This is a genomic window from Streptomyces fuscichromogenes, assembly GCF_014645815.1.
Taxonomy (GTDB): Bacteria; Actinomycetota; Actinomycetes; order Streptomycetales; family Streptomycetaceae; genus Streptomyces; species Streptomyces fuscichromogenes.
In genome coordinates, this window is the sequence record NZ_BMML01000011.1 from 220,526 (window position 1) to 243,826 (window position 23,301).

General features: G+C 67.6%; 17 protein-coding genes and 4 pseudogenes. 10 read left to right on the plus strand and 11 right to left on the minus strand.

Annotated features, from left to right (window positions below; all coding sequences use genetic code 11):
* Both IEZ11_RS24930 and IEZ11_RS24935 read left to right on the plus strand, forming a co-directional pair.
* Positions 1 to 924, plus strand: a complete 924-nt coding sequence (locus IEZ11_RS24930) for an SDR family NAD(P)-dependent oxidoreductase (RefSeq protein ID WP_189265084.1) — start codon at positions 1 to 3, stop codon at positions 922 to 924.
* A 171-nt stretch (positions 925 to 1,095) separates the two neighbouring features.
* On the plus strand, positions 1,096 to 2,718 hold the full coding sequence (locus IEZ11_RS24935; RefSeq protein ID WP_189265085.1) for a hypothetical protein: 1,623 nt from the start codon (positions 1,096 to 1,098) through the stop codon (positions 2,716 to 2,718).
* A 999-nt stretch (positions 2,719 to 3,717) separates the two neighbouring features.
* Here the strand turns inward: IEZ11_RS24935 and IEZ11_RS24940 are convergent.
* The 3 genes and pseudogenes from IEZ11_RS24940 to IEZ11_RS24950 all read right to left on the minus strand — a co-directional run.
* Positions 3,718 to 4,152 (minus strand): DUF6114 domain-containing protein, encoded by a 435-nt coding sequence (locus IEZ11_RS24940; protein ID WP_189265086.1) that lies wholly within the window; start codon positions 4,150 to 4,152, stop codon positions 3,718 to 3,720.
* Between the two features lie 36 nt (positions 4,153 to 4,188).
* Complete coding sequence (locus tag IEZ11_RS24945; RefSeq protein ID WP_189265087.1) at positions 4,189 to 4,797, minus strand: DUF6230 family protein; 609 nt, start codon at positions 4,795 to 4,797, stop codon at positions 4,189 to 4,191.
* Positions 4,798 to 5,135: 338 nt separating this feature from the next.
* A pseudogene (locus tag IEZ11_RS24950) lies at positions 5,136 to 5,354 on the minus strand (transposase); the annotation flags it as partial.
* Between the two features lie 557 nt (positions 5,355 to 5,911).
* Between IEZ11_RS24950 and IEZ11_RS24955 the strand changes: the two are divergent.
* Both IEZ11_RS24955 and IEZ11_RS24960 read left to right on the plus strand, forming a co-directional pair.
* Complete coding sequence (locus IEZ11_RS24955; protein WP_229713335.1) at positions 5,912 to 6,364, plus strand: hypothetical protein; 453 nt, start codon at positions 5,912 to 5,914, stop codon at positions 6,362 to 6,364.
* Between the two features lie 475 nt (positions 6,365 to 6,839).
* Positions 6,840 to 7,565, plus strand: coding sequence for a transposase family protein (locus IEZ11_RS24960; protein ID WP_229713336.1), 726 nt, complete (start codon positions 6,840 to 6,842; stop codon positions 7,563 to 7,565).
* Between the two features lie 203 nt (positions 7,566 to 7,768).
* Here the strand turns inward: IEZ11_RS24960 and IEZ11_RS24965 are convergent, their stop codons facing one another.
* From IEZ11_RS24965 to IEZ11_RS24985, 5 genes are all read right to left on the minus strand, one after another.
* A complete protein-coding gene (locus tag IEZ11_RS24965; protein ID WP_189265157.1) occupies positions 7,769 to 9,523 on the minus strand; it encodes an acetyl/propionyl/methylcrotonyl-CoA carboxylase subunit alpha in 1,755 nt (584 codons plus the stop codon).
* On the minus strand, positions 9,520 to 9,819 hold the full coding sequence (locus IEZ11_RS24970) for a hypothetical protein (protein ID WP_189265088.1): 300 nt from the start codon (positions 9,817 to 9,819) through the stop codon (positions 9,520 to 9,522). The genes IEZ11_RS24965 and IEZ11_RS24970 overlap by 4 nt, the downstream gene beginning before the upstream one ends.
* A 125-nt stretch (positions 9,820 to 9,944) precedes the next feature.
* Positions 9,945 to 10,154: an acyl-CoA carboxylase epsilon subunit gene (locus IEZ11_RS24975; RefSeq protein ID WP_189265089.1), complete on the minus strand. Its 210-nt coding sequence runs from the start codon at positions 10,152 to 10,154 to the stop codon at positions 9,945 to 9,947.
* 9 nt (positions 10,155 to 10,163) lie between these two features.
* Complete coding sequence (locus tag IEZ11_RS24980) at positions 10,164 to 11,813, minus strand: acyl-CoA carboxylase subunit beta (RefSeq protein ID WP_373294964.1); 1,650 nt, start codon at positions 11,811 to 11,813, stop codon at positions 10,164 to 10,166.
* A gap of 219 nt (positions 11,814 to 12,032) precedes the next feature.
* A complete protein-coding gene (locus IEZ11_RS24985; protein WP_189265091.1) occupies positions 12,033 to 12,593 on the minus strand; it encodes a methylmalonyl-CoA mutase family protein in 561 nt (186 codons plus the stop codon).
* Between the two features lie 104 nt (positions 12,594 to 12,697).
* On the opposite strand from IEZ11_RS24985, the gene IEZ11_RS24990 reads away from it, so the two are divergent.
* Positions 12,698 to 13,369, plus strand: coding sequence for a TetR/AcrR family transcriptional regulator (locus tag IEZ11_RS24990; RefSeq protein ID WP_189265092.1), 672 nt, complete (start codon positions 12,698 to 12,700; stop codon positions 13,367 to 13,369).
* A 110-nt stretch (positions 13,370 to 13,479) separates the two neighbouring features.
* Positions 13,480 to 14,802 carry a cytochrome P450 gene (locus tag IEZ11_RS24995; RefSeq protein WP_229713337.1) on the plus strand — a complete coding sequence of 441 codons (1,323 nt, stop codon included), beginning with the start codon at positions 13,480 to 13,482 and terminating at the stop codon, positions 14,800 to 14,802.
* A gap of 551 nt (positions 14,803 to 15,353) precedes the next feature.
* Here IEZ11_RS24995 and IEZ11_RS25000 read toward each other — a convergent pair.
* Positions 15,354 to 16,961, minus strand: a complete 1,608-nt coding sequence (locus IEZ11_RS25000; protein ID WP_189265159.1) for an ISL3 family transposase — start codon at positions 16,959 to 16,961, stop codon at positions 15,354 to 15,356.
* 478 nt (positions 16,962 to 17,439) lie between these two features.
* Between IEZ11_RS25000 and IEZ11_RS52505 the strand changes: the two genes are divergently transcribed.
* The 4 genes and pseudogenes from IEZ11_RS52505 to IEZ11_RS25015 all read left to right on the plus strand — a co-directional run.
* Positions 17,440 to 17,667: a hypothetical protein gene (locus tag IEZ11_RS52505; protein WP_373294969.1), complete on the plus strand. Its 228-nt coding sequence runs from the start codon at positions 17,440 to 17,442 to the stop codon at positions 17,665 to 17,667.
* 483 nt (positions 17,668 to 18,150) lie between these two features.
* A pseudogene (locus tag IEZ11_RS52510) lies at positions 18,151 to 19,124 on the plus strand (alpha/beta hydrolase domain-containing protein); the annotation flags it as partial.
* Between the two features lie 121 nt (positions 19,125 to 19,245).
* Positions 19,246 to 19,686: pseudogene (locus IEZ11_RS52030) on the plus strand (alpha/beta hydrolase domain-containing protein); the annotation flags it as partial.
* A gap of 101 nt (positions 19,687 to 19,787) precedes the next feature.
* Positions 19,788 to 19,916, plus strand: a pseudogene (locus tag IEZ11_RS25015) (electron transfer flavoprotein subunit alpha/FixB family protein); the annotation flags it as partial.
* Positions 19,917 to 20,186: 270 nt separating this feature from the next.
* Here the strand turns inward: IEZ11_RS25015 and IEZ11_RS25020 are convergent.
* Together IEZ11_RS25020 and IEZ11_RS25025 are read right to left on the minus strand one after the other, a co-directional pair.
* Positions 20,187 to 20,513, minus strand: a complete 327-nt coding sequence (locus tag IEZ11_RS25020; RefSeq protein WP_189265094.1) for a transposase — start codon at positions 20,511 to 20,513, stop codon at positions 20,187 to 20,189.
* 535 nt (positions 20,514 to 21,048) lie between these two features.
* Complete coding sequence (locus tag IEZ11_RS25025) at positions 21,049 to 22,089, minus strand: porin PorA family protein (protein WP_189265095.1); 1,041 nt, start codon at positions 22,087 to 22,089, stop codon at positions 21,049 to 21,051.
* Positions 22,090 to 23,301: the final 1,212 nt, after the last annotated feature.

Genomic DNA, 23,301 nt, shown 5'->3' on the forward strand with positions numbered 1-23,301 from the left:
ATGATCATCGAACCCACTCTCCGCTCCGACCTGCTGGCGGGGCAGGTGGCCATCATCACCGGAGGTGCCCGGGGCATCGGTGGCGCCACCGCCACGACCCTGGCGGCGAACGGCGCCCGGGTCGTGATCGCCGAGGTCGACCAGGCCAAGGCCGAAGCCGCGGCCAAGTCCATCAACGAGGCCTTCGGGGCCGGCACCGCGACGCCGTTCATCGCCGACCTCGTCGCCCCGAAGGCATGCGACGACCTGGTCAGCCACACCCAGGAAAACCTCGGTTCCGTGGACATCGTCGTCAACAACGCGGGCTACGCCTGGGACGGCCGTGTACACGACATGACGGACGAGCAGTTCCAGGCCATGCTGGACATCCATCTGATCGTACCCTTCCGGCTCGCCCGGGCCTGTGCGCCGGTCTTCCGTGCCGCGGCCAAGGCCGACGCCTCGGCGGGACTGGTCCGGCATCGCAAGACGGTCATGGTGTCCTCCATGGCCGGTGCCTGGGGACTGGGGGGCGCGGCCAACTACGCCGCGGCCAAGGCCGGCATGTTCGGCCTGATGCGTTCGCTCGCCAGGGAATGGGGTTCCATCAACGTCAACGTCAACGCCGTCGCTTTCGGCATCATCCAGACCCGCTTCGCTCTCCCGCAGTCCGACCACGAGGTCATTCAGACCGGTGGGCGCACGATCAACGTCGGTATGTCCGCGAAGCAGGCGGAACGTATGGGCATGCGTGTCGACCCAGACCGGGTCGTCACCGACGAGGAAATGTACGGTTCCAAGGCGATGGCGGGCATCACCCTCGGTCGCACGGGGACCATTCGTGAGGCCGCGGACGCCATTTTCTGGCTGTGTTCTCCGCTGTCGGAGTATGTCACGGGCCAGGTCATTCCCGTGAACGGCGGCGCGCAGGGAGGTATGAGCTGAGCCGGGTCGGATTTCACTAGACCGGAGGCGGGAGATCGTACCTCGGTAGGAATCCCCTTCGTCCTCTGGTCGTGAATTTCGTGGATCGCTGCAACTTCCGTTGATCCAGGCATGGTTGCCTGCTTTCATCGATCCGGAAGATCGGATTCCGTTCTTGTGAAGGGGTTGGTTATGTCCATGTTCAATGTGGCGGAGAACCGCCGGTCGGTCGGGACGCACAGGCTCCCGTTCCTCGTTCTCTCCACCGCGGTGGTGACGGTGGCGGCAGCGGGTGGCGCTTTCGCGGCACCGGTCTCCGCCACTCCGCCGCCCCCGATCGCGAACACGCAGGACCCGTCCGCGGGGGCGGACTTCGTCGGCAGCCCGGCTGCCGCGCGGCCGCTTCCGCCGAAGCCGGTGATGCGCCCGCAGGTCTCGGGCGTGCACGGGGACAGCGGCAACACCAAGGTGTACGACGGGCCCGCACCGCTCGGCACGGACCTGCAGGTCACGAGCATGGCCGGCACCGGGGGCCCCATCCTGCCCTTCCCGCTGCCGGACGGGCGGATGACCGCGATCCAGCTGAACGCGTCGGACGTCTCGGTCCAGGCGATCTCCGCGGTGGACCCGACGACGATGGCGGTGCTGGCCAGCTGGACGGCTCCCGAGGGCCAGAAGCTCAACGGGTACATGTACCAGAGGGCCGACGGGGCGATCCTGGCCACCAGCAAGCAGGGGCATGTCTACGTGCTGCAGCGCACGGACACCGCGCAGAAGACCGTCATCACCCTGAAGCGGGACATCGACCTGGCTTCCATGGGGGTCCTGGACCCGTCGGAGACCCTGCACTCCGCGGCTTTCGACGCGGACGGGGGTATCTGGTTCGTCACCGGTGCGGTCACCGGGGCCAGCGCGCAGACCGCGACCACCACCACGGTCGGCCACATCGACGAGGACGGCGGGGCTCGCGTTGTCCATCTCAAGGACCAGGTGGTGGAGAACGGCTTCGCCGTGAAGAACACCACCGCGTACATCGTGACGGGTCCGGCGGGCGCCGCCGACCACGCGAACGCCGAGGGGCACATGTACGCGTTCGGTCCCGGCGGCGGGAAGTCCCCGCGGATCCTGTGGCAGCAGGCCTACGACTCCGGCAGCGCGACCAAGCCCGGCGGGCTGAGCCGGGGCTCCGGCAGTACCCCCACCCTGCTGGGGAGCCAGTACGTCGCGATCACCGACAACGCCGACCAGCAGTCCAACATCCTCGTCTACCGGCAGAAGGCCGCCCGCGGCGGCGGGTCGCAGCTGGTGTGCAGCGTGCCTCTGGGCGCCAAGAACGTCAACAGCAGCAATGACAACGGCATGATCGGTTACGTCGCGAACGGCGTGGCGAGCCTCGTGGCGCAGAACACCTACAACCAGCCTGTGATCGACCCCAGCACCGGCATCAACGGTTCGTGGAACGACGAGTCCGTCATGACGGGCGGCATGCAGCGAGTCGACGTCACTCCGGACGGACGGTGCGTGACCAAGTGGAACAACCCCGTGCAAATGAGGGGTGTCCCCGCCATGTCCACGTCCACCGGCCTGGTCTACGGTTCAGCCGTGGATCCCAAGCTGGCCGCTGAGGGCACCTACGTCTGGTACACGGAGGCCATCGACTTCCGAACCGGCAAGACGGTGTGGAAGAAGCGCGTCGGCGCGGGCGGCACCTACAACGACATCGGCATGGTCGTCGGCCTCGGCAAGGACGGAACGCTCTACAGCCCCGTCCTGGGCGGTGTGGTGTCGGTCAAGGACGGCGCCGCGAAGCGCTGAATTGAAGGTCGCACGGGCTCGGAGCGACAGCGCACGACTCCGGGCCGACGCGCACCGCAACGCCCTGAGTACCCGGGTGACAGCACAGATCGAAGCCCGCCAGAGGTGACTGCTGGCGGGCTACGATCGTCAACACCGTCCTTGGCCGGCGCAGTCCATCGTCGGCCGGACCACAGCAGCTTTCCTCACGCCGGCGTCGTCCTCGCACGACAGGGCGGCAGACTGCCTCCCCGCGGGCAGCGGCCGATGTCCGGAAGCCGTGCGTTGACATGGTCGGCCGACGGACCTGTCTCCCAGCCCGAGTCGCGATCAGCGCTTGACGGCGGGGCCGCGGCGTCGAGTCTGCCTCGGATCCCGGAACATGCACGTTTTGACAGGCCATAGGGATAGCACAACTTGGCGGGTCTCGCGAACGTCGATGGCTGAGTGCTTGAACGGGCGACTCGTTGGGATGGCTGAGGTAGCCCGAGAGGGAAAGGGCTCCGGTCTCGTGCCACCGCACGGTCCCAGGCGGGCCGTCCGCCGCCCGGTCTGGTCCGCCGGGACGGCACCGCCGGCCTTCCGGATCTGGCTGCCGGCTGTTACGCGGAGCGGTCAGTTGTCCCTTGAGTCAGCCACGTTGAGGTACCTGATAGGGGTCTCACAGCCATCCGAACCGAGAGGCCGATCGGGGCCGCGCGCGTTCCCCGGCGAAGGGCGACGTCCAGGACGCCGCCCTTCGCCGGGGATGTTCAGCAAGTCCGTCGACGGCTCAGGTTGCGGACGAAGGGACGGGTGCCGGCCTGGCCGTGCCGATGTTCAGGTCTACCGGGTCACCCGCGAACTGCAGTTACTCCTCGTGGCCTGGACCGGCGCCTGCCCCACCAGTCATCGCCACATGCCAGAGCTCATATCAACCCGCCCAAGCCGTAGTGCTCCTCGTGTGCCACATCGCAAGATCAGCCGAAGGAGCCATCCCTCCGGGGCGCGACCTGCAATCTCTGCGACACGCGGCGGGATTCAACTGCCCATTGAACTTGACGGGTGAGCAGATGACGGCTGAGAGGGCGTCCAGGCGATGGACAGGGCGGCTCCGAGCAGGCTCAGGAGGAGGCCAAGGAAGAAGCCACCTAGGTTGGAGACCGGAATCGATGCAAGGGCCAGCAAGATGGCCCCGGAACCTGCGAATACGTGCATGACTGGCTGTAGCCACATCACCAGGCCAAGCATGACGAGAAGTCCACCGATGATCAGCGAACCGCAACCAGCAGTTGTCGCTATATGAATGGTAAGTTGGCCGATCGTAAGGCCCGCGTAGGATGGATAGAGAATTGAAATCGCGCCCAGTACGGTGAGGATCCCGGCCAGAAATGGTCGACCCATCCGCCAGCCGTTGAACCGTTCCCGGGCATCAGCAAGTCGATATGGAGAACCTCTAGGACGTTTTCCGTTCATCTGCCGCCTCTCTGTGTATTCACCTTAAGTAGACAGCTAGAAACATTCATTGAGGCCCTTGTGAATTCTCACACTGACCCCACTTGACTCGCTGCTACCAGTAGTCGTTGCCAGTACGATCTGTTTTGAGTCGGTCACCACGATGGAATCGGAATCCCGTGCGGCGCTGGCAGGATCCACTTTATCTCCCGCCTTGATTCCCGGCCCCTTTGTGTCGGCCCCTGTGGCGACACCGCTACGGTGGCCCGTAGCCGTGGTTGCTCCGGCGACAGTCCGAATAACGTCAGAGTATGAATCGCGCGCCGTGGACTCCTTCGTGGTCACTTTTACTGTATATGTGCCGAGTAGTGGGATATTTCGAAAGACCGTGGATTGACAGATTCCTTTGGACTTTGAAAACCTGAGACCCGAGACGAGGACCGGGATCCTTTTTCCGTCGTACCGCCTGTCTGTGGCAGTGTATTCAATCAAACCGGCCCCTTCTGCCCGCTCGGTGGAAATCTTCATTTCCTGATTGGAGATAGTGAATGAGGCCGCAAGGGCACCCTGGGCCACGGCGATGAAGAGCCCCGTGCTGGCCGCAAAACTTGCGATCATTACGCTAGTGAAAATTCCCCATCTGATCCTGCTGGACTCGCTGGGCATGTGGTTGCTCACTCCGTTAGGAAGATTGCATATTGCGGCTAGCGGGGTATCGGTGAGTCAATGTAAGGATCTCTGATGAGATGCGCGCCGACGTGAGACATTCGACACCCCAGCCATCGTAGGTCAAGGCTCACTGATGAGCGAATCACGGAATGCCTGCCAATCGAGTGACAATGCGGAGCTGCCGAGTTTCAAATCGGGTTTCCGGGTCCTTGAAGGGATAGCACTCGTGACGTGAGCCGAGTCTGCGGTATTCGGACTTCGGTCCGCTCGCCTCGTAACCGTTCCCGTGGGTCCGATCGGTCATGAAGCCTTGTCCGCATGCAGGTACTCGGGCTGAAGTGGGCCAGGGTCTGCCGGTTGCCGTCCTCGCCCGGCCGGGCGGCCATCGGTTCCACCGACTTGCGCCGCCCGTACACCAGCAGCCCCCGCGGATACACCTTGCCCCAGCTGCGCTGATCCGCCCGAGCGAACGACTCGAACACCTCCGCCGCGAAGTCCTCCAGATCGCAGGGGAGGAGACACGCCGTCGACGAGTGAACCTGACCAGGCCCCACTAGTGTTCGGCTTCAAGGATCGGCGGCTAGTGGATCATGGTGGAGCGGCACGTCGTCATGTGCTCACCGATCAGGAGTGGTTGTTGCTCGCTGCGTTGATACCTCGGGCTGTCACGGGCTCGGCCTCGTACGGAGACCGGCAGGTCATCAGCGGGATGGTCTCAAGGGCTCGTGCGTGTTCACCCCAGCCCTGCAGACCATCCAGGCCCACGCGGACGCGGCCGGCCAAATCGACCGCCTCGTCCAGATCGACTCCACCATCGTCCGCGCCCACCAGCACGCCGCCATCGGCCGAGAAAAAAGGGGGGGGCAACGGTCGAAGGAACCGGACGATCACGCCCTCGGCCGGTTGCGACCTGGACCGACCGCCAACGTCCACCCCGTATACGACGGGAAAGACCGCCCACTCGCGATCCTGCTGACACCGGCCAGCACCACAACCGTGTCCGCGCACATCGGCCACTTCTTCCGGTCCGGCTTCCCCGCAGCGGCCCGGTCCGGCCCCGCAGCAGGCCCGACCAGGTCATCGCAGACGGCAGGGCTGTCACCTTAGGCAGATGCTGCTCAAGCTCACCGGATCCAGTGGCGCTGGCAAGACCACACTCGCCTTCGCCGTCACCGACCGACCGGACGGGGTCGTGGTGCACGGGTTCGACGAAGTCGGTGTCCCGGACCCTCCGATCCCTCCCCGCTGGCGCAATCGCATGACCGGGGTGTGGGTACACCGCGCGCTGGAGTGTCAGGCCCGCGGAACGGACCTACTGCTCTCCGGGAACTCGCCACTGGGCGAAGTCCTGGCCGCCCCCTCGCTGAACGGAATCGCAGCCTGCCTGATCGACGTGGCCGACCACGACTGGCGCGACCGACTCGCCGCCCGCGACGGCGGCCGATGGGATCACACCGCCACCGACGCATTCTGTGGTTGGGCCGCCTGGCACCGCAGGCACGCCCGCGACCCACGCTTTCGTCCTGAGGCCATTATCGACAGGAGCTGGCCGGAGATGGCCTGACACCGATGGACCACGTGGACCGCCGAGGACCCGCGATGGCGGACCCACCTGATCGACACCACCGGCCAGTCGCTCACGATATTCGTGAACCATGTCGAGCAATGGGTCACCGAACAGCGCGAGGCACACCGGTCAGGCCGACTGACACTGACCCGAGGCTGGACGGACGAGATACCCCACCCAACCGGCCTCGAATCTTGATCCACTTCTGAAACGCGCCCTACGACCTGGTGCAAGGTTGGCCGTGGCTCGGCGCCCGGGTAGCTCGTTGGACTGGGCATGGTGGGGGCTGGGGCGCGTGAGTTGATCGTGTCGGAGTACCGGGTCACCGGGCTGTCGCCGAAGGTGATCGCTGAACTCGTTGCTGAGGTGGGGCCGTTGTGGCACGAGCAGCATCAGGCACGTCTGACGGCTCGGCCGCGGCGACGGGGCGAAGCACAGGTTCGTCTTCGTCGACTGGCTGCTGGCCACCCTGGTGAGTCTGCGTCATGGCACCACTCATGACGTGCTGGCCTGCTGGTTCGGCGTGGACCGCTTCACCGTCACGCGCATCATCGGCGAGGTGCGGCCCCTGCTCGCGCAGCGGGGATGCACCGTCGCGCCGGACGTCCGGCTGCGTACTCTCGCCGAGGTCATCGAGTACCTGGGCGTCGACGGTCGGACCGGGATCATCGACGGCACGGAGATCCGTGTGCGCCGCCCGGCCGCAGGCCGTAAGGACCGGGACAAGTTCGTCTCTGGCAAGACCAACCAGAACGCTGTGAAGTCCGTGGTCCTTACGGACGCCGAGGGGCGCGTGCTGTTCTGCAGCCCGGTCCGGCCGGGCAGTTGCGCCGACATCACCCAGGCGCGACAGCTGGGACTGGCCCAGCTCCTGGCCGACGGCCCGTTCGTGGAGATCCTCGCGGATGCCGGCTATCAGGGCATGGGCACGGAGACAGGCGGCCGCGTGGTGACGCCATCGCATCGCAAGTTCGAGAAGAACGCTCCCGCCTGGTACGAGGAACGGCACGAACTACAGTGCAAGGCGCACTCCTCCCGGCGCGTCCGCGTCGAGCACGGCATCGCCCACCTGAAGAGCTGGCGGGCTATCGCCCGCCACCGCGGCCGACGCGAACACATGGGTGACATCGTCCAAGCCGTCGCCGGTCTGCTCTCACACCAGCAGACCGGCACCCTCGGACACACCTTGCGAGCGTGAACACCGACAAGGCCACACACCTCGACGTGCCAGAGCCAACCGCGCACGAGGTCGCTAATTGTACACCTTCCGTCACAGAGCGCCGCTGGACAGATCAAGTTGTGCCGGTTGCCGTCGCGTGGAACGGAGAATGAGCGGGCACACTTTGGACCGAGCTGGCCGGTCGAAGCACACCTCGGCTCGTGTTGTGCGTGTCTGACTACTCAGTCCTTGATCTCGCAGATCACGGCGCCCGAGGTGAGGGAGGCGCCGACCTCGGCGGCGAGGCCCTTGACGGTGCCGGCCTTGTGCGCGTTGAGCGGCTGTTCCATCTTCATCGCTTCGAGTACGACGATCAGGTCGCCCTCCTTGACCTGCTGGCCCTCCTCGACGGCGACCTTGACGATCGTGCCCTGCATGGGCGAGGCGAGGGTGTCGCCGGAGGCGACCGGGCCGGACTTCTTGGCGACCCGGCGCTTCGGCTTGGCGCCGGCGGCCAGACCGGTGCGGGCCAGGGTCATGCCCAGGGTGGAGGGCAGCGAGATCTCCAGCCGCTTGCCGCCGACCTCGACGACCACGGTGTCGCGGCCCGTCTCGTCGTCCGTCTCGGTGTCGACGGGCACCGTGAAGGGCTTGATCTCGTTGACGAACTCGGTCTCGATCCACCGGGTGTGGACGGTGAAGGGCTCGCCCGTGAAGGCGGGGTCCCTGACCACCGCGCGGTGGAAGGGGATGGCGGTGGCCATGCCCTCGACCTGGAATTCGTCGAGTGCGCGGGCGGCCCGCTGGAGGGCTTCGGCGCGGGTGCGGCCGGTGACGATCAGCTTGGCGAGGAGGGAGTCCCAGGCGGGGCCGATGACGCTGTCGGCTTCGACGCCCGCGTCCAGGCGGACGCCGGGGCCCGAGGGCGCGTCGAAGCGGGTGACCGTGCCGGGCGCGGGCAGGAAGTTGCGGCCGGGGTCCTCGCCGTTGATACGGAACTCGAAGGAGTGTCCGCGCAGGGCGGGGTCGTCGTAGCCGAGTGGTTCGCCGTCGGCGATCCGGAACATCTCCCGGACCAGGTCGATGCCCGCGACCTCCTCGGTCACCGGGTGCTCCACCTGCAGACGCGTGTTGACCTCCAGGAAGGAGATCGTCCCGTCCTGGCCGACCAGGAACTCACACGTCCCGGCGCCGACATAACCGGCTTCGCGCAGGATCGCCTTGGACGCCTGGTACAGCTGAGCGGTCTGTTCCTGTGTCAGGAACGGTGCGGGGGCCTCCTCGACGAGTTTCTGGTGGCGGCGCTGCAGCGAGCAGTCGCGGGTGGAGACGACGACCACGTTGCCGTGCTTGTCGGCCAGGCACTGGGTCTCCACGTGCCGGGGGCGGTCCAGGTAGCGCTCGACGAAGCACTCGCCACGCCCGAACGCGGCCACCGCCTCACGCACGGCGGACTCGTACAGCTCGGGGACCTCTTCGAGGGTGCGGGCGACCTTCAGGCCGCGTCCGCCGCCGCCGAAGGCCGCCTTGATGGCGATCGGCAGGCCGTGCTCGGTGGCGAACGCGACGACCTCGTCCGCGCCGGAGACCGGGTCGGGGGTACCGGCTACCAGCGGGGCACCGGCACGCTGGGCGATATGACGGGCCGCCACCTTGTCACCCAGGTCACGGATGGCCTGCGGCGGCGGACCGATCCAGGTCAGACCGGCGTCCAGGACCGCCTGGGCGAAGTCGGCGTTCTCCGAGAGGAAGCCGTAGCCCGGGTGAACGGCGTCCGCCCCCGCCTCACGCGCCGCGTTCAAGACCTTGTCGATGTCCAGATAACTGGTCGCCGGGGTGTCACCGCCCAGGGCGAACGCCTCATCCGCGGCGCGGACATGCAGAGCGTCACGGTCCGGATCCGCATAGACGGCCACGCTCGCGATTCCAGCGTCCCGGCAGGCCCGGGCCACGCGGACAGCGATTTCGCCACGGTTGGCGATGAGCACCTTGGTCAGCACGCCCACTCCAGTATTGAGTCGAAGTCCAAACCCCAGGCGGCCGGGATGATGCCGCCGACGAGCACGCCCCTGTCACCCGCAGTTTCCTGCCCAAGCCGCTCGATCATCGCGTTCACTGTCTTGAGATGGCCGCCGTTGCGACCCGCCGGTTCCGGGCTCGACGTTTTCATGAGGACGGCGACGATTGCCTGCCTGCCGGGTGGCGGCTCGTCTGGTCCGGGCTTTGAGATCAGCGCGCGGGTGTACGGAGCTGGGACGGTGGCGGATCGCTCCGTGCCTTGCTGGGTGTCCATGTTCACTCCAGGAGAGTCAGGCGGGGTGCGGCTTTGCCGGTCTGGGGGCATCTGAGTGGTCGCACTCACATCGGCGTCCGGGGTTCTTCTTGAGTGCGCGGTTCCCCGCGCCCCTGAGTGAAGGCTTAGGCCGGCCAGTAGGTGCGGGTCCATGCGCTGGCGCCTGGGCGCGGTACCCGGTGCTGGGCGATGCGGCTCGGGTCGGACCAGGCGTCGCTTGTCGGCGGGGTGGTGGAGGGGGTGGCGGCCATGGCGGCTGCTCGTGCCCTTACCACCGCCAGTGCGGCGGCCAGTTCCTCCGGGGTGGGGTTGCCCCGTATGACCTTGATCGTCACAGCGGCTCCTTACAGGGGGATGTTGCCGTGCTTCTTGGGCGGGAGGGACTCGCGCTTGGTGCGGAGCTGGCGCAGGCCCTTCACGATGTGGCGGCGGGTGTCGGAGGGCATGATGACGGCGTCGACGTAGCCGCGCTCGGCCGCCGTGTAGGGGTTGAGGAGGGTGTCCTCGTACTCCTGGATCAGGCGGGCGCGGACGGCCTCGGCGTCCTCGCCGTTCGCCTCCGCCTCGGCGATCGTGCGGCGGTGCAGGATGTTGACGGCGCCCTGGGCGCCCATGACGGCGATCTGGGCGGTGGGCCAGGCGAGGTTGAGGTCGGCGCCCAGGTGCTTGGAGCCCATGACGTCGTAGGCGCCGCCGAAGGCCTTGCGGGTGATGACGGTGATCAGGGGGACGGTGGCCTCGGCGTAGGCGTAGATGAGCTTGGCGCCGCGGCGGATGATGCCGTCGTGCTCCTGGTCGACGCCGGGGAGGAAGCCCGGGACGTCCACGAAGGTGAGGACGGGGACGTTGAAGGCGTCGCAGGTGCGGACGAAGCGGGCCGCCTTCTCGCTGGCCTTGATGTCCAGGCAGCCGGCGAACTGCATCGGCTGGTTGGCGACGATGCCCACCGGGTGGCCCTCGACGCGGCCGAAGCCGGTGACGATGTTCGGGGCGAACAGGGACTGCGTCTCGAAGAACTCGGCGTCGTCCAGGACGTGTTCGAGCACCGTGTGGATGTCGTACGGCTGGTTCGCGCTGTCCGGGACCAGGGTGTCCAGCTCCAGGTCCTCGTCGGTGAGGGCGAGGTCGGCCTCCTCGGGGAAGACCGGGGGCTCGGAGAGGTTGTTGGACGGCAGGTAGGACAGCAGCTGCTTGATGTACTCGACGGCGTCCTTCTCGTCGCCCGCCATGTGGTGGGCCACGCCGGAGACCGAGTTGTGGGTGCGGGCGCCGCCGAGTTCCTCGAAGCCGACGTCCTCGCCGGTGACGGTCTTGATGACGTCCGGTCCGGTGATGAACATGTGGGACGTCTGGTCGACCATGACCGTGAAGTCGGTGATGGCGGGGGAGTAGACCGCGCCGCCGGCGCACGGGCCGACGACGAGCGAGATCTGCGGGATCACGCCGCTCGCGTGGGTGTTGCGGCGGAAGATCTCGCCGTAGGCGCCGAGGGAGGCGACGCCCTCCTGGATCCGGGCGCCGCCGGAGTCGTTGACGCCGATGACCGGGCAGCCGGTCTTCAGCGCGAAGTCCATCACCTTGACGATCTTCTGGCCGTAGACCTCGCCGAGGGCGCCGCCGAAGACGGTGAAGTCCTGGGAGAAGACGGCGACGGGGCGGCCGTCGACGGTGCCGTACCCGGTGACGACGCCGTCGCCGTAGGGGCGGTTCTTCTCCAGGCCGAAGTTGCTGGAGCGGTGCTGGGCGAACTCGTCCAACTCCACGAAGGAGTCCTCGTCGAGGAGCAGCTCGATCCGCTCACGGGCCGTCAGTTTGCCCTTGGCGTGCTGCTTTTCGACGGCGCGCTCCGAACCGGCGTGTGTCGCCTCGTGGACACGACGCTGGAGATCCGCGAGTTTCCCCGCGGTCGTGTGAATGTCGGTGTCGGACGGAGTTGGGGACTGAGTCCTCACCGGGTGGGCCCCTTCTGGCCGGTGCGGCCGAGGACCAGGCATGCGGAGAGCAGTGGTACCGCAGCCGATCCGTGGACGGACGAGTGGTCGAGGCTTGTCGGTCTCACGCCAGGACGCGTCGTGACGTCGTCGCATCTCAGCGTTTTGGGGCGGAAAGCGTGGGCCGGCATCGCTGGCCGACGGGGCAGGTCGTGAGGAGGTGTCATGGCAACGCTCCGGAAGTGGTGTGCGACGGCTCAAAGAGAGAGCCGGTCTCATACGTCAGAAGATGGCGGTGGTGACCTGCGCACCGCAGACGTCGCGCTGGGTGCGGAAGGTGTCGCTCCGGGAGGCGGCCCTCAGGGGTTCGTAGGGTTCCGTGATCGCGCCGCCCCGTTCCTCGACGGCCTGCCACGACCACGGCTTCGAGGTGCGTCGGCCATTGACTCCGTGACGTAGGACCCGCCTGAGCGCGAAGAAGCAGGTGCCGCGAGCGACTGCCTCCTCGAGCGCGTCGTTTAAGATCATGTCGCTCAGCCGGCTGCCCGCGATGCCCTGTTCTGCCGCAATCGGCTGGTACAGCAGGATCGGCGTCGACGCGGGTGCCTTGACCATCATCGAGGTGGATACCTTGGTCGGCGGCGGGTTCTGGAACAGCGTTTGCGTGTCCGGGATCGGGTTGATCGCCGCACCAGCCTTGCTGACCTCGTTCCGGGCCATGACCTCGCCGGAGTCGTAACCCGTCCGCGTCGGCAGGTCGAGGGCAACACTCAAGCCGCCGACGCCAGCGGCGACCACCTCGCGATGGCGCAGACCGGACTCGCCCTGTGCGCCGGAATCCACTCCCTCGCCTCTCGTTCGGTACTCGATTTCTCCAAAATGGTACTCAGTGCCATCGCCTGTGGCAAGTGGCCACTGGGCGTGGGCTCAGGGAAGGATGTGCGGTCATGAACAAGCCACCTGCGCGAACGCGACTCGCGGACGCCGCGTTCGCCCTTTTCGACGAGCGCGGATACGAGCAGACCACCGTCGACGACATCGCCGAGCGGGCCGGAGTGGGACGTACGACGTTTTTCCGGCACTACCGGTCCAAGGAAGCCGTCATCTTCCCCGACCATGATCGGTTGCTGGAACTGATCGAGGACCGCCTCGCGACCTCCAGCCACAGCACCGCCCTGGTCGCCGTGTCCGACGCCGTCCGCCTGGTACTGCTGCACTACATCGACGAAGGCGATCTCGCACGCCGCCGGTACGTGCTGACCAGCAAGGTGGCTGCCCTGCGCGACCGAGAGATCGCCAGCGTTGGCCGGTACCAGCGGCTGTTTCGCGAGTTCATCGCGGACTGGATGGGAGACCCCACGGAATCGGCGTCGCTGAGAGCCGAACTCATGGCCGCGTCCGTCGTCGCGGCCCACAACCACGTTTTGCGCCGTTGGCTGCGAGGGGAGACCTCTGACCCTGTGACCGAGGTCGACGAGGCGATGCGCGAGGTGCTCGCGCTCTTTCCGGCGCCTGGTTCCGCGCCGGAGGCGGGGCTCGGGACCACCGTCGTCGCGTTCAGGACGGGACAGGAGATCGAGGCGCTGCTCCCGGAGCTGAGGCGTCTCGTCGAGGGCTGACGCCCCGGCCGGGTCGTTGACCCGATCGGCGGAGCGTGATGGAACAGTAACCGAGTGATGCCGCGCACACATGGCCTGGGAGGGTGTCGAGTGCGTGCTAGCTTCCGGCCGTGACTTCCCCGGTTTTCGATGCCCTCGTGCCCGGTACCGGAGCAGCCGGGTATGGCCCGGCGACCGGTCCCGGGTCTTGCCGCAGCCATGAGTTGTCGGGGCTGCTCGACCTGTTCGGTGACGCTTTCACGCGCGACCCTTACCCCTGGCTGGACCTCCTGCGCTCCGAATCTCCCGTGCATCACGACCCCGCCACTGGTCTGTGGCTGGTCAGCCGCTACCAGGACATACGCCGGGTCCTGCTCGAAATGGATCGGTTCCTCCCGGACAACGCCCAAAATGCTGTCACCCCCCTGCCGGTCCCCGTGCTACGTGTGCTCGCTCGCGCCGGATTCACTCTTCCGGTCGCACTCGCGAACAATGGCACCCCGAGCCATCCCGGATTGCGTCGGGTGGTCACGCGGTTCCTCAACGCGCAGCGTGTGCAAGTCGCCGTCCCAGTGATTGAGCGTATTGCCGAGGAACTGCTTGACGGAGTGCGGTCTCACCTCGGCCTTACCGGCGGCTGCGATCTGTTCACCGCGTTCGCGCAGATCCTGCCATGCCGGGTACTGATGGAAATCCTGGGCGTCCAGGGTGTCGAACCGGCCACTCTGATTCGCTGGAGCGATGCCTCACTGGAGCTGTTCTGGGGCAAGCCCCCGCTGCAACGGCAGCTGGAGCTGGCTGCATCGGTCGCCGAATTCCACCAATGGCTCACCGGGGCCGTGCGCGGCGGCACTGCCCCTTCCGACTCGCTCATAGGGGCGCTCGCACGCCACCGCCTGCCCGACGACAGGCCACTCGACGTCGAGACTGCGGTCGCCGCGTGCTTCTTCGTCCTCATCGCCGGCCAGTCCACCACCGGGCAACTCATCGCCACCGTGCTGCGCCGGGCGCTGGCCGAGCCGGGCATGTGGCCGCAGGCGGCCGAGGAGCCCGGTCTGGCCGAGGCCTGGGTGGAGGAGGTTCTGCGGCGGGAGCCACCCGTGACCACGTGGCGCCGGGTGACCGCTCAGGCCACTCGACTTGGCGGGGTGGGACTGCCGGCCGGCGCGCCCTTGCTGTTGATGCTCATGGGTGGTGGATCCGATCCGGCCGTCTTTCCGCAGCCAGAACGCATGTGCCCGAACCGGGCGAACGCCCGCCACCATCTGGCGTTCGGTGCCGGTCGGCACCGTTGCCCTGGCGCGTCCCTGTCGCGCACGGAGGCGGTGGTGGCCCTGCGGGCGGCAGCGCGCCGCCTCCCTGACATCAGGTCGGCTGTCGGGGAGGCGGACCCTCCCATGCTCGGCCTGCTCTCGTTCAGAGCGCCACTGAGGGTGGCGGTGGAACAGCCATAGGAGGTACCTCGGCGAACATGGCGACGACACCGCAGACGCCGCCGATGACGCCCTGATCGACGATGCCGAATGGCGGGGCCTCCGGTTGGAGCTGGTCGGCGTGGGCGCGACCCAGGCTGCGGTCGACACCGGCCGCCTGGTCACGGAAGGCGTGAGCCTGTTGGGCTCCCGCGGCGCGAGCAAGAGCGACCTGCAGAAGGCCTCTGCTCTTGTCCAGGGCCGACTTGACCGCTTGCACAAAGGCAGAGTCACCGGCTGACTGATGGCGAGTTCGCGCCGCGCGGACGAGAGTGATGTCCGGCGCGGTCCGCCATACCGACCACTCTGAGGGGAACCGCGATGTCTGCGCCCCTCGTTGCAATCCGTCCGCAGACCACACGCAAGACGGAGGACCGTGTGTCGTCGGCCGGGACATCAGGGGGACTCTGCGTGAACGTCAACGGCAGCGGCTGTGCGACGACCTCCACGGTGCGCCTTCACACCGAGAGTCCGTAGGGCTCTCGGCGGACGTCTGAACCGTGGCTCATCCAAGATTTCCGTGAAGCCGATCATCAGGCTGCCGCCGTCGTCACTCTGTGTTGTCGTCGGTCGGCGGCGACGAGGAGAGCTCGCTTGCGCAGCAAGGGATGTCCGGCACGACCTGCCATCTGCCTCTTCAGGAACTTGATGTCCGTGACTCTGCCCTCGACGCAGCCGGAGCTCCACGGGGTGTTCAAGCCGAGGGTGACTGCGTCGAGGTCCTTCATGAGGCCGTCGGCGAAGTTGCGCAGTCCGTGGCTCTCGTCCGCGCGCGCGTCGGCGATCCACTGGGGCAGCCGGTCCGCGCTGTGGGCGGCCATCATGGCGGCGAAGGATCGGACGTGTCCGGTGGCGGCCTCCAACTCGGGGCAGCGGGCCAGGATTTCCTTGAGTTTCTGACGGTCGTCCTGGCTGACGCGGTCGGGACGGCGGGTGATCCAGCCGGTCACTTTGCGCACGCCCGGCGGCCGGGGCGGGGGTGAGTCGTCGGGCGTGCGGCGGAACCGCTGGAGGTAGTCGCGTACGGCGGAGTAGGAGCCGGTGAAGCCGCGCTCGCGCAGTTCGGCGTGGAGCCTGACCGCAACGGTGTGGCCTTCGCGCCATAGCTGGTGGAGGTAGGGCTTGTAGGGGTCCAGGATGCTGGGGAGGTTCTGCCAGCGGCCGGTGGCGAGTTCCTCCCAGGTGGCGGCCCGGGCATAGCGCCGCACGGTGTTGCGGGCCAACTCCAGCTGGCGGGCGATGGCATGGATGCTCATGCCCTGGCCGAGGAGGTCGTGCACGGCGGTATGGTGCCGTTCGGCCCGGGCGGCCAGCCGGCCGCCGTGCGAGACGGGCGGGTGCAGGATGTCGGGTGCCGTCCCTGGGGCGGGATCGGGGTCGCGCAGGCAGGCGTGGTGTCGGCTGACCAGCCGTTTCACGGCCTCGGCGAGGTTGTGCCAGACATGCCATAAGTCAGCCACCTGGACAGCTTCCGGCGCTCCGGTGCGGGCGCCGTCGGCGTAACAGCCGCCACGGTCACGGCAAATGATCTCCACCCCGGGGTGGGCGGTGAGCCAGACGGCGAACGAGGCGGCCTCCCGCTCGGGCAGCAGATCGACCGGGGCGCGGGTCTCGCAGTCCACCAGCACGGTGCCGTAGCTGTGGTGCCCCTTGCGCAGGGCGAACTCGTCCACCCCGAGCACCCGGGGCGTTTCGGCAAGCGGGTCGGGCAGGCCCATGGCCAGGGACAACAAGGTCGTCCCGCTGACCGGCACCGGCAGCTTCGCGGCGAGCCGCTCGCCAGCCCGCCCGGCCAGCGCCACCGCGACCGCGCTCAACAAGGCTTTGAGCTGCGGTGTCCGCCGTCCGTACCGCACGGTCAACCCATCCACCTGCTCGGCGAACGTCACCCGCGGACATCCCAGCGCATCGCAGAACAGACGCCGGATCATCAGCTCAATACACACCTGCCGCCCGCCGACCGCACCGTCCGCGAGGCGCCGCTGATATCCGCTATGGCGCCGCACCGACGGTGTCCCGCAGTCCGGACACGACACCGCCACCGACTCCGAGGTTCTGGCTACGATGCGCAACACCCCGATCTCCGGGCTCACTTGCTCCACCAGCACCCCGTTCAGGTGCGGCAAAACCGCCTTCAGCAGCTCCTCACACTCGGCAAGTATCGTGCGCCGGTGACAGACCGTCACCGGCGCACGGAAGCGTGATCGGCTTCACGGAAATCTTGGATGAGCCTGAACCGTGCCCCTCTGACGGCGGATCAAAACAGACCCATCTCGTGGTCTTCTGACCAACCTGATCTTGATCCGAGATCAGGAGGAGAGGGCGATCCAAGTGGAGGACTGGGCAGAGATCCGCAGGCTGCACCGGGGCGAGTAGATGCCGAAGGTCTTGGTACCGTTGAGCAGCCAGTGATCACCGTCGCGTACGGCCGTGGTGCCTCATCGGGTTGCAGAAGACCGGTCCGATCATGAACCGATGCCGACCTTCCTGGTGGGCATCGCTTTCGGTCTCGCCACGGAATACGAGGTCTTCCTGGTCGCCCGGATGCGCGAGGCGTAAGTCCACGGGGAACAGGCCGACCAGGCGGTCGTCACCGGCTTCCGCCACAGCGCCCGGGTGGTGGTCGCCGCCGCGCTCATCATGATGGCGGTGTTCTCCGGTTTCATCGGCTCCGGCGACTCCATCGTCAAGACGATCGGGCTCGGACTCGCCGTCGCCGTCCTGTTGGACGCCTTCGTCGTCCGGATGGTGTTCGTCCCCCGTTGTCCTCGCTCCGCTCGGCCGCGCGGCATGGTGGATCCCGCGCTTGCTGCACAAAGCGCTGCCTGGCATGGACGTCGAGGGTGAGGCCCTGGCACACCGGTCCGCTGTCTCCGGCAGCACAGTGATCGAGGCCGGGACAGAGGGCGCCGAGCGCCGGCAGACCTCGAAGAGCGGGGCACCGGAATCCATCCGCTGAGCCACCTCGAGAAGGAGCGCCGGTGGAGCCTGCCGCTTGCCCATCCGGTTTTCGCACCGGCGCCGCTCGAACCCCCGTCATGAGCACCGCCGACGTGCCGTGAGGCGGTGAGGCACCGCCAGAAGACCGGGACCGATTCGCACGGAGGCGGTCTCGTCGCGTCGCCCCACGACACCAGGGCGGCGCACGCTCCCGGACCCGAACTTCCCCATCGGGTCCGGGAGTCCTCTCTCGGCACAGTCGCCGTGCTCGTCGAGCACAGCCGGGCCATCGTCGTGCGGACGAACCTCGGCCGCCTTCTGGCGGCGGACAGGACATTCGCCCCGCGCGCATACCGATGGCCGCTTCTCCCGAATCCGGAAAGGCATCCCATGTTCACGCAACACCGCGGGTTAACACGCGCACGCCTGCCATGGGTGGCGGCGGCGCTCGTCGTACTTCTGGCCGCGACGACCGCAACCCTCACCACCACGAGCAACTTCGACACCTCGCTTCGGTCGTCCAGCGTGTCCTCGGTGGCCGCCACGGTCGTCACCGGGCCCGTCACCGGCGGTTCCAGTGAACCCCAGCTCTACGGCACGTCGTTCGACCTGGGCAAGGTGGGTTACGAGGAGTCCGAGTACTTCCTGTCGGGTACCGCCACAGCTACCGACCCGTCAAGCCCCTCACCACCGACGGCAGGTGGAAGGTCGAACCGGCGAGTGCGGCGTCCTACACCACCCGCGTCGTCGTGGACCGGCCGAAGGATCCCGCGAAGTTCAACGGGACCGTGATGGTCGAGTGGCTCAACGTCACCGGAGGAGTGGACGTGGCCACGACCTGGATCCAGACCCACAACGAGCTGATCCGCGAGGGCTATGCCTGGGTCGGCGTCTCCACCCAGGCCGCGGGCGTCAACGCGGCCAAGACGAGCGACCCTTCCCACTACGCTGCCCTGAGTCACCCCGGCGACAGTTACTCGTACGACATCTTCTCGCAGGCCGGGCAGGCGGTGCGCGACTCGGCGGCGACCTTCCTGGACGGACTGCGACCGCGCACCCTGCTGGCCATCGGCGAGTCCCAGTGGGCGAATCGGCTCACCATGAACGCCGACGCCGTCCAGCCCCGCGCCAATGTCTACGCTGGCATCCTCGCAGAGAGCAGGGGCGGGGTCGCGCCCGTCCTGTCCGCGCCTTCCCAGGCTCCGCAGGCTGCCGTACCGGTTCCGGACGGCTTCCACATCAGCACCGACCTTAGGGTGCCCATCCTTGTCTTCGAGACCGAGACCGACCTGGTGAAGCTCGGCTATCTGGCCGCCCGACAGCCCGACTCCGCCCGCTTCCGTCTGTGGGAGGTGGCGGGAACCGCTCACGCGGACACCTACATCACTCCGGTCGGCCCCACGGACACCGGTGACGGTCAAGGGGATGTCGCGGCGTTCAACATCCTGCTGAACCCGCCGTCGACCCCGGACCCCGCTCACCCCAGAGGTGAGCTGCAACACGCCGATCAACGCGGGGCAGGCCCACTACGTCCGGGAAGCCGCGGTCCACGCCCTGAACAAGTGGGTGACGACGGGAGTCGCGTCGGCTCCGGCACCGCGGCTGCGGATCGACACCAGCGGCGCGACCCCGGCGTTCGTCCTCGACGCCAACGGCAACGTCGAGGGTGGCATCCGCACGCCGTCCGTGGACGCTCCGGTGGCGACCCTCTCCGGCCTCGGCCAGGAGGGCTCCTTCTACTGCACGCTCTTTTGTACGACGGTGCCCTTCAGCGCGGAGAAGCTCTCGGAGCTGTGTCCCACGCACGCGCGGTTCGTCGCCAGCTGGTCCGCGAGCACCGCCGCCGCGGTGACCGGAGGGTACATCCGCCCCGCAGACGCCTCCAAGCTGGTCAAGGCTGCAGCCCGCTCCTCGGTGGGCAGCTGACTTAAGCCGAGTCGATGCCGCCCGCGCTTCCGTGCGAGATGAGCGGGCGGCGCTCCGGCAGGGGTGGCAGAGTCTTCGGTTTCCCACGGGATTCGTACCGGGCCGCGATCGTGGTCTCCGGCAGCGGTGGTGTCAACGGTGCCGAAAACCTCGCGATCACCGAGGCCTTCGCGGACTCGCTCGGCGCGGTGGTCGGTGCCGACTGGTACCGCCACATCTCACTGCCCGGATGCCACATCTGTGCAGTAGTTGGTGGATTGCCAGGATGAGTAGGCCTGGGCAGCCGGGACCACGACGGGTCGGGTGTGTGGTCGGCCGACCATCCTCGGGATACGCAGGGCGGCCATGACGTGCTCGAAGGCGGGCGCGTCGCCGGCCTGGCCGGGGATGAGGCGGAAACAGAGGGGGGCGCCAGCGGCCGTCCGAGGCCGAACGGATCTTCGTGGTGAGCCCGCAGTGCGAGTGTCCGATCGAGTAGTGGGCGGGCTCGCCGTCCGCCCTCATTCTTTGCGGGCTCCGATGGTGTTCTGTCGCACGCGGACGGTGGTGGAGTCCACCGCCACAACCAAGTCCCAGTCTCCCTCGGGGTCGGCCTGGGCGAGCGAGACAGCGAAGGCCTGCTCCCAGATGCCGAGCCCAGTTCCGTAGGCGGGTGCGGACGCCCTTCCATGACCTGATCCAGCGGGGAGGTGCATCCGTGGCGAGCCGGTCTGGAACTTCCAGGCGATCGCGTCGATCACACGGCGGTGATCCCGCCACCGCCCGCCGCGCTTCGACGCCGTGTCCGGCAACAACGGCTCTGCCAGTGCGCACTGTGCGTCAGCCAACGGTACGACCAGAGGCCAATCGTCCGGCGATCGGAAATAGAAGGCCTGACGGAGTTCTGCTAGAGGAGAGCCAAGCCGGAGGGATCCCCATGAAGCAACCTCGTTGCGGCGCTACCGCGAACCCGAAAACCCTGGCGCGCGCGGTCGTCGCCGTCGGGGTTGGTGCCATGTATGTAGGGGCCATCCGCGTGGAGCACTCCCGGGACAATACGTATGCATGCCGGGTTCGGCGAGGGCCTTGACCGAGGCCGATTCCGCACGTGCGCGGACGCCTGCCCCCGAACCGACGCCCCGCACACCGCCACTGGCCCGCGGGGAACGCGAGATGGCCGACGGCGCCGGGCGAGCCCCATCGGGAGACCGCTCCGACGTTTACGCCCTCCCCGTGCACAACCGACGTCCGTGTCCGGAACATCATGGCCAAGCTCACCTTCACACCGACCACGCGGACGGTTAGCGGACCACCGGCGACGTAGCACGGGTGGGGCGGTACGTCGCGCAGCCGCCCCACCCCCCCCGCTTTCCGGCTGGTGGCTCAGCCAGCCGTCATCGCCGCGGTCTTGTTCGGCACGGTCTCCACGGTGGTGGGCCGGCGGCGGCGCAGCACAGCGATCGTGAGCAGCAGCAGCCCCATGCCGATCAGCGTCAGAGGTGCGACGGTCCTGATCACCAGGAGCTTGGTGTCGATGGAACTCGCCTTGTCGGCGATGTCCGCCTTGGTGGCCGCGGTGGGCTTCACGTCCAGGGCCAGCACGGGCAGGAGCGGGATCTTCTTCTGGCCGGCCGTCACATTGGCGGTCACCTGTTCCTGGTAGTGCGAGTCGAGGGCGAGGCCGCTGTCCTGGTCAAGGGAGATGTCGATGACCGTGGCGACCGTGTAGGACAGCGGGATCGGATCCGGCAGGGTCGCCGCTTTCGGGGCGATCGCCGCGGCGGAGGCGGCGGGAAGCCGGGACGCGAACGACTTGGCAAGCTTCTTGGGCAGTGCGGGGGGCAGGGTGGCGAGCACGGCGCTGCTCTTGAGCGCCCCGTTGACGCTGATCTTGTATCTGTTGACGTCGTGTCCGCTTACCCGCCCCGTGCCCTGGAAGACCACCCGTGCCGTGGACTGGGTCAGAGGGTTGTAGTAGGTGTAGCTGTCGTCGGCCTTGGGGTGGATGGGGAAGACCACGGTCAGGCCCTTGGCCCGCTCGACGTTCTTCCATCCGACCGGCGCCTCGACGGCGTCGAAGCTGCCACGGTCCACCGCGTATCTGGCGGTGCTCGGCTCCGAGTTCTTGCCGATGTGAATGGTGAGATCGTCGGCGACCAAGGCGGTGTCACCCTTGGTCTTCACGACGTGCACCCGGCGATCCATGCTGGCCGGCACACCGGAGAGGAGTACGTGCGCGGTGTCACCCGCGCTGAGAGCCTTGCTGTTGAGCACGGTTGCGGTGCCGGAAAACCTGGCGCTCGCGTCGGTGTTGCCGGGCAGCCGGGTCAGCAGGGGGACGATGATCGGTCGGGTCGATGCGGCCAGGGCGATCAACACGATCCCCAGCACGCCGTAGACGATGGATGAGCGGCGAAGTGCCATGAGTTCTCCTTGATGGGGCTGCACCACGGGAGGTGATGGCCGATGTGGCCTCCGACGGTGCCGAGCGGTGTGGTTGCGGGGTGGTTGGGAACTGCGTCAGGGGACTGGCACGGAGGTGGTGAGTGCCGATGTCACGCGTGGTGCGGCTCGCATGTGCCAGGTTTGGAAACTCCGGTGTCCGATGAAGAGGTGGGCGAAGAGCTGTCCAGGCGATCTCCATGGCGTGTTGAGGGTGTCCGTCGTCTGTCGCTCGGGCCCGCAGGGGACGGCTTTGCTGCCTCCGGTGCGTGAGCGGATGCCGAGGTGATCGATCGCTCCGCCTCTGGTGGGTGGGGGCATAGCGGGTGGCCCCCGGTCCCGCCTCCATCCGGTGTGTTCCGGTGGCGGTGGCTGCTGCCGGGGACGCCTTAGGGCCGCGACGACGTCCCGGCCGTGCTCGCCCGGAGGGACACCGAACCGCGCGGCCTGGCCTGCGACGACCGCCATGAGCCGGCGCCAGTCGGCGACGGGCGTGACTTTGACGGCGGTGGTGGTAGATGCCCTCGGCGGACGGGTGGGACACCCGGTGGCATTCCGGCCGAAGGGTGGGACGCACGAGCTGGTGCGCGGGGCCGTGACTCGTCTGCCGGAGCGGCGGAAGGAACCTTGGGCTTCGGCGCGGGCGGGTCGGACGAAGGCATGTGAGATGACCCCGCTCAGGGCACGTGAAGCGGCGGTCCCGCCTGGGGCCGCGGTCGATACCCCGGACGGCTCTGGGCCGGCAGTCTCTCGGGCCTTGGGACGGTCAACGGGGAGGGCGGCTGCTGCGTAATCGACAGAGGCGGGGAGCGTATTCGGCACTTGGCGCCTTTCGGTCAGGGGGCATGCGAGTGGCACCCGTCGAGGCTGATGACGTTTTCCGTTCGGATGTCTGCTCACCGAAGTCGTCCTGGGCGGGGACCGCGTCCCCGGCGGCAGAAGCGGGGCAGCGTAAGCGGTGTCGGTGCTGGTGTCGGACGTACTCGTGGTGGCCTGTGTCGGTCCTGGCCGACATGCGGTGAGCCGGCGGTCGGCTTGCTCCGCTTCGCTCACCCGGCTGGGACGCGGTAGCGCAAGTCATCCCTCGGTCACGCTGGGGAGCGCGCGGGACGTTCCGGGTCGCCGCATCCTGGTCCGGGCGGATGCGCATGTTCTCGGCGTTCCGTGCCCCCGTTTCAGCAGGGTGCGGAACGC